We start from the raw sequence: 14,553 nt of genomic DNA on the forward strand, positions 1-14,553 counted from the left end.
AAGTCGACGCTGACGTTGTCGAGGGCCACGACGCGGGTCTCCCCGTCCCCGTAGACCTTGTTGAGGCCGGTGGCGCGGGCGGCCGCCAGGCCGGTACGGACGGCGGTTGCGGGGGTCGTCACGGGGGTGCTCCTGAGGGCGGGAACGGACATTCGGGTTCCGTTCCATCCTCCCAATCCGTTCGAGCGCGATGCGTATGTCCCGAGGAGGGGCGACCCCCGCCGTCTCGGCGGCTCGGCGGGGGTCTTCTCCTCCTCAGGTATGACACCGATCCCTGAGGACCATGGTCCCTGTGCTGCGGACGATGGTCCCCGTGCTACTCCACCGCGACGCCGAACGCGCCCGCCAGCCCGAGCAGACCGTTCGTCACCGAGCGGCCCGACGGGCTGAACTGCCATTCGCCGCCCGCACGCTGGAACGAACCCATGAGCATCGCGCTGTCCGGCACGCCGCCGGTGCCGGCCGCCCACTCCACCGGACCGGCCGCGCCCGGACCGTACGTCGCCGCCAGGGCGACACCGTGCACGTAGCCGAGCGGCAGGGCCCGCGGCTCCTCCTCCTCGGTGGAGACGGCGACCACCACCTCGTCCACCGTGGCCGCCAGCCGCTCCAGGTCCAGGGTCAGCCGGACCGCCCGGGCCGGCTCGCCCGGCACCGAGTGGGTCGGGTGCAGCCGCACGGCGCCGTCCGGGTCCTGCGGGTTGTTGAAGAACACGAAGTGCTCGTCGCTCAGCACCCGCCCGGCGGCGCACAGGAACGCGGTGACGTCCAGCTCCACCGCGTCGCCGCCGGCCGTCCGGCTCTGCCAGCTGACCGTCAGGCTGCTGTGACGGTCCGTCGGCGCGGCCGCCGGTGCGGGCTTCTCCTGTTCCGCGGAGCCGCCGCCGAGCCGCCCCCGCAGCCCCTGCTCGGCCAGCAGCTCCACCAGCTCCGGCCCGCTGACCAGCGTCAGCGGCTTCCCCTCGATGTAGCTGTACGAGCCGCGGCCGAAGCCGGCGGTGGTCACCAGGATGCCCTTGTTCGCCCCGTGGTGCCGGACGGTCGACTCCAGGTCGCGCACGGCCGTCGGGGACACCGTCTTGCGGTAGCGCTTGGCCTGGATCACGATCTTGCCGCCGGTCACCGGGTCCAGGTCCTCGGCGACCACGTCCACCCCGACGTCGCCGCTGCGGGCCGTGGTCATCACCCGGAAGCCGCGCAGCCGGAACAGCTCGGCGATCAGCTCCTCGAACTCGATCGGGTCCATCTCGAACAGGTCCGGGTCGTCGTCGCCGCCGTGCCCGGCCAGGCTCCCGCCGACCGTCTCCGGCAGCCGGTCCGGCCGCACCTCGTCCAGCCGCTCCGGGCGCGCCGACAGCTTGCCGCCCAGGCCCTGGAAGCAGTCCACCGGCGCCACCCGGTCCAGCGCCAGCCCGGCGAACTCGGCCCGGGAGGCGGTCAGGGTGGCGAGGAAGCGCTCCGCCTCCCGGCCGGTCGCCGGGTCGATGCCGAGGACGAAACCGTTCAGCACCACCGAGTCCAGCATCCCGTCCCGGTCCGCCCGGAACAGCTCCGCCGCCAGCCGCAGCGCCGACTGCGCCAGCACCTCCCGGTACAGCGCCTTGCGCTCCGTCGCCGGGCGGGCCACCTCCGCTTCGCGGTCGTCCGTCTTCACGTACCGGACCCGGCCGGCGGCCGGCACCACGTCCGGGCCGGGCAGCTCCCAGTTCACCACCAGCTGCCGGGTCGACGCCTCCCAGGCCGCCACCAGCCGGTGCGGGAAGCCCTCCGGCCAGGCCGCCGAGGCGTACAGGCCGGCGGTGAAGTACTCCTGCACCGCCTCCGGCTCGCCTGCGCGCAGCCGCCGCAGCAACTCCTCGGTACGGGCGGCGCGGTCCTCGTCCTGGCGGCGGCACTGCGCCGCCCAGGCCAGGTACTCCTGGTGGTACGCGGCCAGCCGGCGCTGCCGGTCGGCCTCCTGCGCTTGGGCGGCGTACCAGTCCTGCTCGAACCGGGTCCGGGCCTGCGCCAGGTACTGCTCGTACTGCCGCCGCACCCCCGGATTGCGCGCCTGCACCTGGTCCGGCGGCGGCACGTGGTACTTGGGGCCGCCCTGATCGGGCAGCTCCACCGGCCGACCCAGCGGGCCCGGGTCGAACGGCGGCACCGGGCGCGGCGCCAGCAGCGCCTGCGGGCCGAACGCCGGAGCCGCCAGCCCTGCGGCCAGCAACCCGCGCAACTCCTCGACCCGGGCGTCCAGTTCGGCCGTCAGCCGGGCCGCCTCCGCCTCCCGGGACTGCTGGTAGGCCCGCTGTGCCTCCCGCTCGTTGCGGGCCGTCGCCCGCTGCTCATCCCGCTGCTCGCGCTCCAGTCGGCGCTGCTGCGCCGCCTCGGCACGCCAGCGGGCCTCCTCCCGGCGCTGCTGCTGTCGCTGCGCCTCCGCCCAGATCGCCAGCACTCCGTCGTTCCGCCGCCCCGCCACCGTCCACCCCTTCATTGCACGCCGGACCGGTCGCGTCGCCCGCCTCCCGGCCGCGCCGCCAACCGCGCCCGCAACAATAGAACGTGAACACCCCACCGGGCCAAGCCCCGCGAGCAGCACGGCTGCACTGCACCGGTCAGTGCACCTGGGGCGCGTCCCCGGGCTGGGCGTGCCAGCGCCAGTCGGTGCGCAGCGGCCGGCCGGGCAGCGGGGCGCGGCCGGTGGCCCACAGAAGGGTCGGCCAGGGGGCGTCGGCGGCGGTGACGGGGACGTCGGGGAAGAGGCGGGCCAGGACGCGGCGGCAGAGGTCGGCCGGGGGGTCCCAGGGCAGGCCGAGGCCCTGGGTGACGTCGTGCAGGTGCACCAGCGTCTCGACCAGGCTCATCGCGACGAACCCGGCCGGGTCGGCGACACCCCACGGGTGGTAGGCGCGGACCTCGGGTGCGGCGGCGCGGGCGATCGCGACCATCAGCCCGCCGCTCGCCTCCAGCACCTCGACCAGCCCGTCGGGCCCGCTCGCGCGGTCGGCGCGGACGAAGTTGTTCGGCCCGCCGGGGAAGCGGCGCTCGGTGGCGAAGGGGACGTACCGCTCGCGCGGCGGGGCGGCCGGGCCGAGCTGGGCGGCGTAGGCGAGCAGGTCGTCGGCGAGGTGCTCGACGGTGGTCCAGCAGTCCCAGGTGACCGTCCCGGCGGGCCGGGACCAGTCGGCGTCCGCGGGCGCCGCGCGCAGGGTGGCGGCGGCGAGCCGGAGGACGAGCGCGAGGTCGTCGGCGGTCTCGGCGGGCTGGACGGCGGTGTCGGGCGTCATGGTCGCGGAGGCTAGCAGGGGGCACTGTCACGGGAGCACTGTCAGGGGTGGCGGGTACTCTGCACTGGTTCGAGAGGGAGGCATGCCCGTGACGATCGCACCACAGCACCACCCGGACCGGCCCGCCGGCTGGGTCTCCACCGGGCTGAGCTGGCACGAGGGCCGCGCCCTGCTCGGCGCCGTGCGCGGCGGCCAGGCGCACGAGCGGGCCGTCACGCCCGGCGCGGAGGTCGGCTGGCTGCTGGGCGGGCCGCGCCGCTGCACCGGCGCCTGGCTGGCCGGGGCGACGGAGCGCACCCCGTGCCCGCACCACGCGGTGATCGCGCCGGACGGCGCCGCCGTGCAGTGCCCGGCCTGCCAGAGCGTCGACCGGGGCCTGGCCCTCGCCCGGGACCAGATCCTCGACGACGGCCGGACGTACCTGCTCTACCTCGCCTGGTTCGGCGACGGCCTGCTGAAGGTCGGCCTGACGGCCGAACAGCGCGGCGACAGCCGACTGCTCGAACAGGGCGCACTGGCCTACGCGTTCACCGCCCGGGGCGGGCTGCCGGCCGTCCGGCGCGCCGAACTCACCGTCGCCGCCTCCGGGTTGGCCCGCGAGCGGTTCAAGGCCAGGCTGAAGACCGAGCACTGGTGGGCGCACGGCGACGAGCCGTACCGCCGGGCCGTGCTGGCCGAGGCCCGGGCCCAGGCGCACCGCCTGCTGGCCGGCCACGCGCTGGAGCTGCTCGCCGAGCGCCCGGTGGTCGACCACGTGGCGCGGTTCGGGCTGTCCGACGGCGCACCGGAGGCGTACCGGCAGGTCGGCGGCCTGGCCGACGGGGCGGTGATCGCGGGCACCCTGCGGCCGCCGGTGGGCCGCCACCTGTTCCTGGACCAGGCCGACGGCTCGGGGCCGCTGCTGCTGGACACCCGGCTGCTCACCGGCTGGACGCTCGCGCCCGTCTCCGGCCGCCCGACGTCCGGGGTGGCCCTGGAGGAGCGGGTCCGCCCGCCGGAGCCGGACACCCAGGAGGCGCTCTTCTAGAGTGAATCCGGGCTGGGGTGGTTCCCCACGAGCCCGGGGGCTGCGGGCTCAGCCCAGCTTGCTGCGCACCCCGCCCGGGCCGGAGCGGGCCCGGCGGGACAGCGGCGGCCGGGACGGGCGGACGTCGGCGCGCGCGGTGGGCTCGCCCTCGGCGGTGCGCCGGGCGAGTGCGGCCCGGGCGGCGGCCAGGGCCACGCGGGTGAGCAGCGGGTCCTCCTGGACGCCGGCGGACCGTTTGGCCGCCTGGCAGTGCGAGCACCAGATCGGGGAGGCGGGCCCGTCCGGGTACGCCATGCTCTCGGGCGGCAGGTAGTGTCCGCCGCACTCGACACACTCGAAGACCAGCCTCATCCGGCGATCACCGTCCCGGATCCGTGGCACCGACCGCAGGGCGACCAGAAGGTGTGGATCCTCGGCACCATGCTCCCTTCCTCGTCCCGTTCGACCGTGGCTTCGGTCTTCTGGGTCCCCCCGGACCCGCCGCAACCGGAACAGGACTGAACCTCGGGCATATGCCGTCCTTCCGTAGCGGAGGACCACGGTAGCGCGAATTCCCGGGCGCGGGCGCGGGACCTGACGATCCACCACCCCTCGGAGGGGCGTGCGAATGCCCCGCACGCCTCACCGCACGCCGTCGGCCCCGCACCCGGGGCGCGGGGCCGGTCGGAGCGGCCCGTCAACCGCGCGCGGCCCGCAGGAACTCGCGGTTCATCGCGGCGATGCTGGGCAGCGGGATGCCCTTGGGGCAGGCGGTGGCGCACTCGCCGGTGTTGGTGCAGCCGCCGAAGCCCTCGGCGTCCATGGCCGTGACCATGTCCCGCACCCGGGAGGCGCGCTCCGGCGCGCCCTGGGGGAGCACGTTGAGGTGGACTACCTTGGCGGAGGTGAACAGCATCGCCGAGCCGTTCGGGCAGGCCGCCACGCAGGCGCCGCAGCCGATGCACTCGGCGTGTTCGAAGGCGGTGTCGGCGGCCTCCTTGGGGACGGGCGTGGCGTGCGCGTCGGGGGCGCTGCCGGTGGGGGCGGAGATGTAGCCGCCGGAGCCGATGATCCGGTCGAAGGCGGAGCGGTCCACCACCAGGTCCTTGACCACCGGGAAGGCCGCCGCCCGCCACGGCTCGACGTCGATGGTGTCGCCGTCCCGGAAGTGCCGCATGTGCAGCTGGCAGGTGGTGGTCCGCTCGGGGCCGTGGGCCTGGCCGTTGATGACCATGCCGCAGGCGCCGCAGATGCCCTCGCGGCAGTCGTGGTCGAAGGCCACGGGCTGGTCCCCGCTGGTGATCAGCTCCTCGTTGAGGCTGTCGAGCATCTCCAGGAAGGACATGTCGGGGCTGATGCCGCCGACCTGGTAGGTCGTCATCGACCCGGGGGCGTCCGGGCCCGGCTGGCGCCAGATGCGCAGGGTGAGGTTCATGCGTAGCTCCGCTGGGTGGGGTGGACGTACGCGAAGTCGAGGGCCTCGCGGTGGAGGACGGGGGCGGCGCCGGTGCCGGTGAACTCCCAGGCGGCGGCGTAGCCGTACTCCTCGTCGCGCCGGGCGGCCTCGCCGTCGGGCGTCTGGCTCTCGGTGCGGAAGTGGCCGCCGCAGGACTCGGCGCGGTGCAGGGCGTCCAGGCACATGAGTTCGGCGAGCTCGAAGTAGTCGACGAGCCGGTTGGCCTTCTCCAGCGACTGGTTGAGCTCCTGCCCGGTGCCCGGCACCTTGATCCGGCGCCAGAACTCCTCGCGCAGCTGCGGGATCCGCGCCAGGGCCCGGCGCAGTCCGGCCTCGTCGCGGGCCATCCCGCACTCGTCCCAGAGGAGTTCGCCGAGTTCGCGGTGGAAGGAGTCGGGGGTGCGGTCGCCGTCGACCGCGAGGATGAGGTTCAGCCGGTCCTCGACCTCGGCCTCGGCCTCGGTGACCGCCGGGTGGTCGGCGGGGACGGCGGGCAGCGGGTTGCGGGCCAGGTAGTCGTTCAGGGTGGGCGGCAGGACGAAGTAGCCGTCGGCGAGGCCCTGCATGAGCGCGCTGGCGCCGAGCCGGTTGGCGCCGTGGTCGGAGAAGTTGGCCTCCCCGACGGCGAACAGGCCGGGGACGGTGGTCTGCAGGTCGTAGTCGACCCAGAGTCCGCCCATCGTGTAGTGGATCGCGGGGTAGATCCGCATCGGCACCCGGTACGGGTCCTCGGCGGTGATCCGCTCGTACATGTCGAACAGGTTGCCGTACTTGGCGGCGACGGCGTCCCGGCCCAGCCGGCGGATGGCGTCGGCGAAGTCCAGGTAGACGCCCTGCCCGCCGGGGCCGACGCCGCGGCCCTCGTCGCAGACGTTCTTGGCGGCCCGGGAGGCGATGTCGCGCGGCACCAGGTTGCCGAAGGCCGGGTAGATCCGCTCCAGGTAGTAGTCCCGCTCGTCCTCGGGGATCTCGGCCGGCGGCCGGGTGTCGCCCTGGGCCCTGGGCACCCAGATCCGGCCGTCGTTGCGCAGCGACTCGCTCATCAGGGTGAGCTTGGACTGGTGGTCGCCGGAGCGCGGGATGCAGGTGGGGTGGATCTGGGTGAAGCACGGGTTGGCGAAGTGGGCGCCGCGCCGGTGGGCCCGCCAGATCGCGGTGGCGTTGGAGTTCTTGGCGTTGGTGGAGAGGTAGAAGACGTTGCCGTAGCCGCCGCTGGCGAGGACCACGGCGTCGGCGGTGTGGGTGCTGATCGCGCCGGTGACCAGGTCGCGGGCGACGACACCGCGCGCCCGGCCGTCGACGACCAGCAGGTCGAGCATCTCGGTGCGCGGATGCATCTCCACATTCCCGGCGGCGATCTGCCGGGACAGCGCCTGGTAGGCGCCGAGCAGCAGCTGCTGGCCGGTCTGGCCGCGCGCGTAGAAGGTGCGGGAGACCTGCACGCCGCCGAAGGAACGGGTGTCCAGCAGACCGCCGTACTCGCGGGCGAACGGGACGCCCTGGGCGACGCACTGGTCGATGATCTCGACCGACACCTGGGCGAGCCGGTGCACGTTGGACTCGCGGGCGCGGAAGTCGCCGCCCTTGACGGTGTCGTAGAACAGCCGGCGGACCGAGTCGCCGTCGTTGCGGTAGTTCTTGGCCGCGTTGATGCCGCCCTGGGCGGCGATCGAGTGAGCCCGCCTCGGGGAGTCCTGGAAGCAGAACTGGACGACGTGGTAGCCCTGTTCGGCCAGCGTGGCGCCGGCCGCGCCGCCGGCCAGGCCGGTGCCGACCACGATCACGGTGTGCTTGCGCCGGTTGGCCGGGTTGACCAGCTTGGCCTCGAACCGCCGCTGGTCCCAGCGCTGTTCGATCGGCCCGGCGGGGGCCTTGGTGTCGGCGACGGGCTCGCCGACGGTGTAGTCCAGGTAGCTCATTTGACGACTCCGAACATCACGGCCACGGGGACGGACAGGAAGCCGACGGTCAGCACGAGCGCCAGGCCGTTGGCGGTCAGCTTGAGCACCCGGTCCCGGCGGGCGTTGTTGGCGCCGAGGGTCTGCGCGGCGCTCCAGAAGCCGTGCCGGATGTGCAGGCCGACGGCGAGCATCGCGACGATGTAGATCAGGCAGCTGTACCACTGGCCGAAGGAGGCCACGATGTTCTGGTACGGGCGGCCGTGTTCGGCGGCGGGGTTCACGGTCAGCGTGGTCAGGTCGAGGATGTGCCAGACGATGAACAGCGCCAGGATCACCCCGCCCCAGCGCATGGTCCGGGTCGCGTAGCTCGCCCGGCGGCGCTTGTGGACGTACTTGCTCGGCCGGGCGGCGAGGTCGCGGCGGCTGAGCTGGTAGGCCGAGACGCCGTGCAGCACGACGGCGGCCAGCAGGCCGAAGCGGGCGATCCACAGGAACCACTCGTGGCCCAGGAACGGCTGTCCGATGGTGCGCAGCCAGGCCGCGTAGCCGTTGATGTCGTCCGGGCCGGCGAACACCTTGAGGTTGCCCAGCATGTGCGCGACCAGGTAGAGCAGCATGGCCAGTCCGGTGACGGCCATGACCGCCTTCTTGCCGACGGTCGACCGCCAGAGCGTCGCCAGGGTGGACGGATGCCGGGCCGTCCGAGTCGCGGTTGTCATGGCTGCAACGGTAGGGACGGCCACCAGGGTACGTCCAAGACATGCTGCGGCTCACGACAATAGGTGTGGCCTATCAATGCGGCCTATCCTGGTCGGGTGCAGCTCCAGCAACTCCGCTACTTCCTGGCCGTCGCCGAGACCCGCCACTTCACCCGGGCCGCCGAGGCGGCACACGTCGCCCAGCCCTCGCTCTCCCAGCAGATCCGTTCACTGGAAAGGGAGTTGGGCGCCGAGCTGTTCCACCGCACCCGGGGCAACATCGCCCTGACCGACGCCGGGGAGGCGCTGCTGCCACTGGCCCGGCGCATCCTCGCGGACACCGAGAGCGCCCGGCTGGCCGTCCAGGAGACGGTCCAGCTGCGCCGCGGCCGGGTCCGGCTCGGCGCGCCGCCGAGCCTGTGCACCAGCCTGGTGCCGGACGTGCTGCGGGTGTTCCGGGACCGCCACCCGGGGGTGGCACTGGCGGTCCGCGAGGGCGGCTCGCGCGACCTGGTCCGCTCGCTGGCGGCGGGGGAGCTGGACCTCGCGCTGATCATCACCCCGCCGAGCGGGGAGGCCGCGCCGGCGCTGGCCGTCACCGAGCTGCTGCACGAGGAACTGGTGCTGGTCTCCGCCGAGCGGCAGACCCGGCGCAAGGCGCGGGTGGCGGAGCTGCGGGGGCGCCCGCTGGTGATGTTCCGGGAGGGCTACGACGTCCGGGAGGCGACCCTGGCGGCCTGCAGGGCGGCCGGCTTCGAGCCGGAGTTCGCGGTGGAGGGCGGCGAGATGGACGCCGTCCTCGGCTTCGTCAGGGCCGGACTCGGCCCCGCGGTCGTCCCCGGAATGGTCGCGGCCCGCTCGGGCCTCGCGGTCACACCCTTCGCCGCCCCGGGCCTGGGCCGCACCATCGCCGTCGCACACGGCCACGAGGTGCCGCTGACCCGCGCCGCGGAGGCCCTGCGCACGACCCTGCTTGCGCATCTGCACCATGCTGCTGGGTCGGGTGAACTCCCGCCGGGGACACGCCTGTTGCTGTGACGGGGACTTCTCGAAATTCCGACGTTCCATCAGGTCCTGGATGCTGGCGACTAGTCGGCATCGACGGGGGCTCCCTTCGATCTGTCAAGGCTGATAGTTCGGTGACTGTCAGTCATGGCAGGATCGGTGCGGGTCGACAACGTGTCGAACTGAAGGAGGAGACATGGCTGAGGACAGCAAGGACAAGACTCCGTCTGGCACGTACGCAGGCACTGAAATCACGGTCGACGGTGAGGAGCACGTCATTATCCGGGAGGACCAGGTCCCGGTAGGCACCGACGACGAGTGATGGGCCCTCGTCCACGCTTCGGTTCGGGCTGATCTTCGCCCATTCCGGAACGGGGTGTTGCGCAGCTATGAAAGGGGCCCTGTCGGTCGCCGCCGACAGGGCCCCTTCTGGTGCGTTTTCGCAGTTCGGAGACTGGTAGTACCAAGTGGCGTCCGGTACCGACATGAGTGGCGAGTGTGGCAGGGTGGGCGGCGCGGCGGAGACCTCGGGCCGCATCCCGGCGATCCGGTTCAGTGTGGGCTGGTCCATGACCTGGTGGTCCGGAAGCATCCGCCTCTCGGCGAGTTCCCCGAGCGGCGCGGCGCCCGAGCGGTGCGTTCGTTGGGTCATGTGTGCTTCCTCGAAGGGATGAGTTTCGGTGGGCGTCAAGCTGGGCGTGGCAATCCTGACCATGGGCACGCGGCCGAAGGAACTGGCCGAGCTGCTGGCCTCGGTGGAGATGCAGACCGTCAGGCCGGCGCGGACGGTGGTGGTCGCCCAGGGCTGCCCGTTGCCGGAGCTGCTGCCGTGGGTGGAGGGCGTCGAGCTGGCCGAGAACCTCGGGGTGACCGGTGGCCGGAACGTGGCGCTGGAGCACCTGCGCGACCTGGACGTGGTGATCGACCTGGACGACGACGGCCTGCTCGTCGCCGACGACGTGTTCGCGAGGATCGAGGCGCTGTACGAGGCGGACCCCGGGCTGGGCATCGTGTCCTTCCGGATCGCCGACGAGACCGGGCTTACCCAGCGCCGCCACGTTCCCCGGCTGCGGGCCGGCGATCCGATGCGCGGTGGCGAGGTGACCAGCTTTCTCGGCGGCGGCCATGGTCTGTCGACGAAGATGCTGCGGCAGGTCGGGGACTGGCCGGACGCGTTCTTCTTCGCGCACGAGGAGACCGACATGGCCTGGCGGGCACTCGACGCGGACTGGCGGGTGTTGTACGCACCGGAGCTGCTGCTGCAGCACCCTCGGACCAGCCCGACCCGGCACGCGTTCTTCTACCGGGTGAACGCCCGCAACCGCGTGTACCTCGCGCGCCGCCACCTGCCCGCGCTGCTGGTGCCGGTCTACCTCGGCGTGTGGGTCGCGCTCACGGTCGCCCGCACCCGGAACGCCACCGGGTTGAAGGCCTGGTTCTCGGGCTTCGCCGAGGGCTGGCGCACACCGTGCGGTCGGCGAAAGCCGATGCGCTGGCGCACGGTGTGGACCATGACCCGGCTCGGTCGGCCCCCGATCATCTAGGCCGCAGCCGCCTGGCGCATCCACTCCCCGGGAAACGACGGACCGGCCCCGGGCGGGTGCCCGGGGCCGGTCCGTCGGCGGGCGGATCAGGCCGGCAGGACGGCTTCGATCGCGGCGGTCAGCTCGGCCGACTCCGGCTCGACGCGCGGCCGCAGGCGGGCGGCCACGGTGCCGTCCGGGGAGACCAGGAACTTCTCGAAGTTCCAGCTGACGTCACCGGTTTCGCCCTCGGCGTCGGCGACCTGGGTCAGCTGCCGGTACAGCGGGTGCCGGTCGTCGCCGTTGACGTCGATCTTCTCGAACAGCGGGAAGGTGACGCCGTAGGTGGTGGAGCAGAAGGTCTGGATCTCCTCGGCGCTGCCCGGCTCCTGCCCGGCGAACTGGTTGCAGGGGAAGCCCAGCACGGTGAACCCGCGCGCGGCGTACCGCTGCTGGAGCTTCTCCAGGCCGGTGTACTGCGGGGTCAGGCCGCACTTGGAGGCGACGTTGACGATCAGCAGCGCCTTGCCCTTGTACTCGGCCAGGGAGGTGGGCTCGCCGGTGAGGGTGCGCAGCGGGATGTCGTACAGGCTCACGGTGGTGGTCCTTTCGGCAGGTGTGTGGAACGGAGTCTCGCCGAGCCACCGTAGTGGCCGTGACCACCTGGACCGGGCCCGACCTACCGGTCTTCCGGCAGATCGGCCCCGAAGGCGGAGAAGTCGGCGCTCGACCAGTGCTCGGGGCGCATCCGGAGCGTGATGTCGGCGGCCAACTGTTCCCGGGCGGAGGCGAGGTAGTCGCGCGCGGCCTCGGGTGGCAGGTAGCGGTTCGCGAGGGCGGCCCACTCGTCCGGGTCGAGCCGGTCCTCGATTGCCACCACCGGGCCCTCGACGCTCACGTACGCGGCCGGGTGCTGCTCGTGCTGGGCACAGAGGGTGAACCGCCCGGCGGCCCGGATCCGTCGGGCCTTGACGGAGTCGCGGCCGGTGATGACGGTGAGCAGGCCGCCCGGGACGTAGGAGTACCAGACCGGTACGGCCAGCGGTCCCCGGTCCGGTCCGGTGCCGGAGTCGACGGCCAGCACGCCGACGTGCGGTGCGGCGAGGAACCGCTCGCGCTCGGCCCTGTCCATGGTGAAGGGCATGGTGTGCGCTCCCGGGGGCTCCGGGCCCGCGCATGGAGGTCGGGCGCGAGCGTCTTCCGGTTTGTACCCGGTACGCCTCCGGGCCACTCGGGGCGGGCGCAGCACGGCGCCCGCCCCGAGTGGCCCACGGCGGGTTCAGAGCGCGAGCGGCTTGACGGCGGTCGGCGCGTGCTCGGGGAGGGTGGCGATCTCCTCCCACTCGTTGACCTTGTCGATGTCGGCGGCGGCCATCGAGATGTTGGTGACCCGCTCCAGGATCGCCTCGACGACGACCGGGACGCGGAACTCGGCGGCCAGCTTCTTGGCTTCCTCGAAGGCCGGCAGCAGGCCCTCGGGCTCGGTGACCCGGATCGCCTTGCAGCCCAGGCCCTCGGCGACCCGGACGTGGTCCACGCCGTAGACGCCCAGCTCCGGCGCGTTGATGTTCTCGAACTCCAGCTTGACCTGGAAGTCGATGTCGAAGGTGCGCTGCGCCTGGCGGATCAGGCCCAGGTACGCGTTGTTCACCAGCACGTGGACGTACGGGATGCGGTGCTGGGCGCCGACGGCCAGCTCCTCGACCATGAACTGGAAGTCGTAGTCGCCGGAGAGCGCGACGACCTGGCCCTCGGGGTCGGCGGTGGCGACGCCGAGCGCGGCCGGGATGGTCCAGCCGAGGGGGCCTGCCTGGCCGCAGTTGATCCAGTGCCGCGGCCGGTAGACGTGCAGCAGCTGCGCGCCGGCGATCTGGGAGAGGCCGATGGTGGTGACGTAGCGGGTCTCCGGGCCGAACGCCTTGTTCATCTCCTCGTAGACGCGCTGCGGCTTGAGCGGCACGTCGTCGAAGTGGGTGCGGCGCTGGAGCCGGGCCTTGCGGTCCTGGGTGGCGGCGGCCCACGCGCTGCGGTCCTTGAGCCGCCCGGCGGCCTTGAGCTCCTGGGCGACCTGGAGGAAGAGCTCCAGCGCGGCCTTGGCGTCGGAGGCGATGCCGAGGTCGGGGGCGAAGATCCTGCCGATCTGGGTGGGTTCGACGTCGACGTGGACGAACGTGCGGCCCGCGGTGTAGACGTCCAGGCCGCCGGTGTGGCGGTTGGCCCAGCGGTTGCCGATGCCCAGGACGAAGTCGGAGGCGAGGAAGTTCTCGTTCCCGTAGCGGTGCGAGGTCTGCAGGCCGACCATGCCGGCGTTCAGCTCGTGGTCGTCGGGGACGATGCCCCAGCCCATCAGGGTCGGGACCACGGGGACGCCGGTCAGCTCGGCGAACTCCCGCAGCAGCTCGGCGGCGTCGGCGTTGATGACGCCGCCGCCGGCGACGATCAGCGGGCGCTCGGACGCCTGGAGCAGCGCGAGGGCCTTCTCGATCTGGATCCGGTTGGCGGCCGGCTTGTAGACGGGGAGCGGCTGGTAGGCCTCGGGGTCGAAGTCGATCTCGGTCAGCTGGACGTCGATCGGCAGGTCGATCAGGACCGGGCCCGGACGGCCGGAGCGCATCAGGTGGAAGGCCTGCTGGAACACCCCGGGGACCTGTGCGGCCTCCAGCACGGTGGTGGCGGCCTTGGTGACGGGCCTGGCGATCGAGGCGATGTCGACGGCCTGGAAGTCCTCCTTGTGCAGGCGGGCGACGGGGGCCTGGCCGGTGATGCACAGGATCGGGACGGAGTCGGCGATCGCCGAGTACAGGCCGGTGATCATGTCGGTGCCGGCCGGGCCCGAGGTGCCGATGCAGACGCCGATGTTGCCGGCCTTGGCGCGGGTGTAGCCCTCGGCCATGTGGGAGGCGCCCTCGACGTGCCGGGCCAGCGTGTGCCTGATCCCGCCGGAGGCCTTGAGTGCGGCGTAGAAGGGGTTGATGGCTGCGCCCGGCACGCCGAACGCGACCTCAACGCCTTCGAGCTTGAGGATCTCCACGGCCGCGCGGGCGGCTGTCATACGAGGCATCGGGTCTCTCCTGCGTCGGCCCGCAGTGGCTCGGAGGGCTCATCTCCAGAATTCCACCATACGGAAGAATGGTTTCTGTATGCGGAAATACGGTACGGCCGGGCTCGGCGGGGCGTCAAGGGGAGGTTCAACAGAATGTGGAAGCCGGCCCAGGGGGTGAAACCGCAGGTCGCTGCGGCGGTCCGGGGGAGGGGAGACGGGGCCGGGTTCGTACAGGTTTGCGCCGATCGCGCTGGTGTACCCGGGGAACCGGCCGTTCCGCGGCGGAAAGCGCGGCCGGTGTGCAGTGCGGGTGAAGGGACGGTGTCCGAGGTCGGCCCACCCCGCACCCCTGGGTACCGTCGGTGGCACGCCGGGCCCGTGATGTCCAACTGAGGCCGCGGCAAGGGGGATTCGGGACGGTCCGGGAGCGGGGGAGCTCCGGCGGCCGGTCCCGTCCAGGACCAGCGTGCCCGGTCCGCCGCACCCGAGCGAGGGACGCACCCCCTGGCCGCACCGACCCGACACCCGCCGCCGCCGTCCGGTCCGTCCGGACCTGCGGCCGTACCGCTGTCGCCCCCCCGTGCGGCCCACCTCCCTTCCCTCTCCTCGCCTCCCCCGCGACCTGCTCACCGCCCCGCGACCTGCTCACCCC

The 14,553-nt window shown here is 72.9% G+C and carries 13 protein-coding genes; 4 read left to right on the forward strand and 9 right to left on the reverse strand.

Annotated features, from left to right (window positions below; translation table 11 throughout):
• Positions 1-316 precede the first annotated feature (316 nt).
• Together AB0R04_RS20155 and AB0R04_RS20160 are read right to left on the reverse strand one after the other, a co-directional pair.
• Positions 317-2,461 carry a restriction endonuclease gene (locus AB0R04_RS20155; RefSeq protein ID WP_363372904.1) on the reverse strand — a complete coding sequence of 715 codons (2,145 nt, stop codon included), beginning with the start codon at positions 2,459-2,461 and terminating at the stop codon, positions 317-319.
• A 136-nt stretch (positions 2,462-2,597) separates the two neighbouring features.
• Positions 2,598-3,269, reverse strand: coding sequence for a maleylpyruvate isomerase N-terminal domain-containing protein (locus AB0R04_RS20160; RefSeq protein WP_363372907.1), 672 nt, complete (start codon positions 3,267-3,269; stop codon positions 2,598-2,600).
• Between the two features lie 88 nt (positions 3,270-3,357).
• On the opposite strand from AB0R04_RS20160, the gene AB0R04_RS20165 reads away from it, so the two are divergent.
• The gene (locus AB0R04_RS20165; RefSeq protein ID WP_363372910.1) at positions 3,358-4,296 is read left to right on the forward strand and encodes a DUF2797 domain-containing protein; all 939 of its coding nucleotides are present in this window, start codon (positions 3,358-3,360) and stop codon (positions 4,294-4,296) included.
• Positions 4,297-4,344: 48 nt separating this feature from the next.
• Here the strand turns inward: AB0R04_RS20165 and AB0R04_RS20170 are convergent, their stop codons facing one another.
• The 4 genes from AB0R04_RS20170 to AB0R04_RS20185 all read right to left on the reverse strand — a co-directional run bounded on the left by AB0R04_RS20170 (position 4,345) and on the right by AB0R04_RS20185 (position 8,351).
• A complete protein-coding gene (locus AB0R04_RS20170) occupies positions 4,345-4,647 on the reverse strand; it encodes a hypothetical protein (protein WP_363372911.1) in 303 nt (100 codons plus the stop codon).
• 325 nt (positions 4,648-4,972) lie between these two features.
• Entirely contained in the window at positions 4,973-5,710 is a 738-nt protein-coding gene (locus AB0R04_RS20175; RefSeq protein ID WP_363372913.1) for a succinate dehydrogenase/fumarate reductase iron-sulfur subunit, read from the reverse strand.
• Entirely contained in the window at positions 5,707-7,650 is a 1,944-nt protein-coding gene (locus AB0R04_RS20180; protein ID WP_363372916.1) for a fumarate reductase/succinate dehydrogenase flavoprotein subunit, read from the reverse strand. Before AB0R04_RS20180 ends, AB0R04_RS20175 begins: the two co-directional genes overlap by 4 nt.
• Positions 7,647-8,351 carry a succinate dehydrogenase cytochrome b subunit gene (locus AB0R04_RS20185; protein WP_363372919.1) on the reverse strand — a complete coding sequence of 235 codons (705 nt, stop codon included), beginning with the start codon at positions 8,349-8,351 and terminating at the stop codon, positions 7,647-7,649. The genes AB0R04_RS20180 and AB0R04_RS20185 overlap by 4 nt, the downstream gene beginning before the upstream one ends.
• 96 nt (positions 8,352-8,447) lie before the next feature.
• Here AB0R04_RS20185 and AB0R04_RS20190 point away from each other — a divergent pair, with 96 nt between their 5' ends.
• The 3 genes from AB0R04_RS20190 (at position 8,448) to AB0R04_RS20200 (ending at position 10,879) form a co-directional block, all read left to right on the forward strand.
• The gene (locus AB0R04_RS20190) at positions 8,448-9,368 is read left to right on the forward strand and encodes a LysR substrate-binding domain-containing protein (RefSeq protein ID WP_363372922.1); all 921 of its coding nucleotides are present in this window, start codon (positions 8,448-8,450) and stop codon (positions 9,366-9,368) included.
• Between the two features lie 163 nt (positions 9,369-9,531).
• Positions 9,532-9,657 (forward strand): hypothetical protein, encoded by a 126-nt coding sequence (locus tag AB0R04_RS20195; protein ID WP_363372925.1) that lies wholly within the window; start codon positions 9,532-9,534, stop codon positions 9,655-9,657.
• Between the two features lie 391 nt (positions 9,658-10,048).
• Positions 10,049-10,879 (forward strand): glycosyltransferase family 2 protein, encoded by an 831-nt coding sequence (locus AB0R04_RS20200; protein ID WP_363373190.1) that lies wholly within the window; start codon positions 10,049-10,051, stop codon positions 10,877-10,879.
• 86 nt (positions 10,880-10,965) lie between these two features.
• Here AB0R04_RS20200 and AB0R04_RS20205 read toward each other — a convergent pair whose 3' ends face one another.
• The 3 genes from AB0R04_RS20205 to gcl all read right to left on the reverse strand — a co-directional run bounded on the left by AB0R04_RS20205 (position 10,966) and on the right by gcl (position 13,919).
• Positions 10,966-11,454, reverse strand: a complete 489-nt coding sequence (locus AB0R04_RS20205; RefSeq protein ID WP_363372928.1) for a glutathione peroxidase — start codon at positions 11,452-11,454, stop codon at positions 10,966-10,968.
• Positions 11,455-11,537: 83 nt separating this feature from the next.
• Complete coding sequence (locus AB0R04_RS20210; protein WP_063346094.1) at positions 11,538-12,002, reverse strand: pyridoxamine 5'-phosphate oxidase family protein; 465 nt, start codon at positions 12,000-12,002, stop codon at positions 11,538-11,540.
• A gap of 135 nt (positions 12,003-12,137) precedes the next feature.
• Positions 12,138-13,919, reverse strand: a complete 1,782-nt coding sequence (gene gcl, locus AB0R04_RS20215; RefSeq protein ID WP_363372930.1) for a glyoxylate carboligase — start codon at positions 13,917-13,919, stop codon at positions 12,138-12,140.
• Between the last annotated feature and the right edge of the window lie 634 nt (positions 13,920-14,553).

This window comes from Kitasatospora sp. NPDC056731 (assembly GCF_040687675.1).
Taxonomy (GTDB): Bacteria; Actinomycetota; Actinomycetes; order Streptomycetales; family Streptomycetaceae; genus Kitasatospora.

Excerpts from the sequence above, each read along its gene's own strand:
- AB0R04_RS20170 (WP_363372911.1), bottom strand. The coding sequence starts at position 4,647 with ATGAGGCTGGTCTTCGAGTGTGTCGAGTGCGGCGGACACTACCTGCCG.
- AB0R04_RS20195 (WP_363372925.1), top strand. The coding sequence starts at position 9,532 with ATGGCTGAGGACAGCAAGGACAAGACTCCGTCTGGCACGTACGCAGGC.
- AB0R04_RS20180 (WP_363372916.1), bottom strand. The coding sequence starts at position 7,650 with ATGAGCTACCTGGACTACACCGTCGGCGAGCCCGTCGCCGACACCAAG.
- AB0R04_RS20200 (WP_363373190.1), top strand. The coding sequence starts at position 10,049 with ATGGGCACGCGGCCGAAGGAACTGGCCGAGCTGCTGGCCTCGGTGGAG.
- AB0R04_RS20185 (WP_363372919.1), bottom strand. The coding sequence starts at position 8,351 with ATGACAACCGCGACTCGGACGGCCCGGCATCCGTCCACCCTGGCGACG.
- AB0R04_RS20175 (WP_363372913.1), bottom strand. The coding sequence starts at position 5,710 with ATGAACCTCACCCTGCGCATCTGGCGCCAGCCGGGCCCGGACGCCCCC.
- AB0R04_RS20160 (WP_363372907.1), bottom strand. The coding sequence starts at position 3,269 with ATGACGCCCGACACCGCCGTCCAGCCCGCCGAGACCGCCGACGACCTC.
- gcl (WP_363372930.1), bottom strand. The coding sequence starts at position 13,919 with ATGCCTCGTATGACAGCCGCCCGCGCGGCCGTGGAGATCCTCAAGCTC.
- AB0R04_RS20210 (WP_063346094.1), bottom strand. The coding sequence starts at position 12,002 with ATGCCCTTCACCATGGACAGGGCCGAGCGCGAGCGGTTCCTCGCCGCA.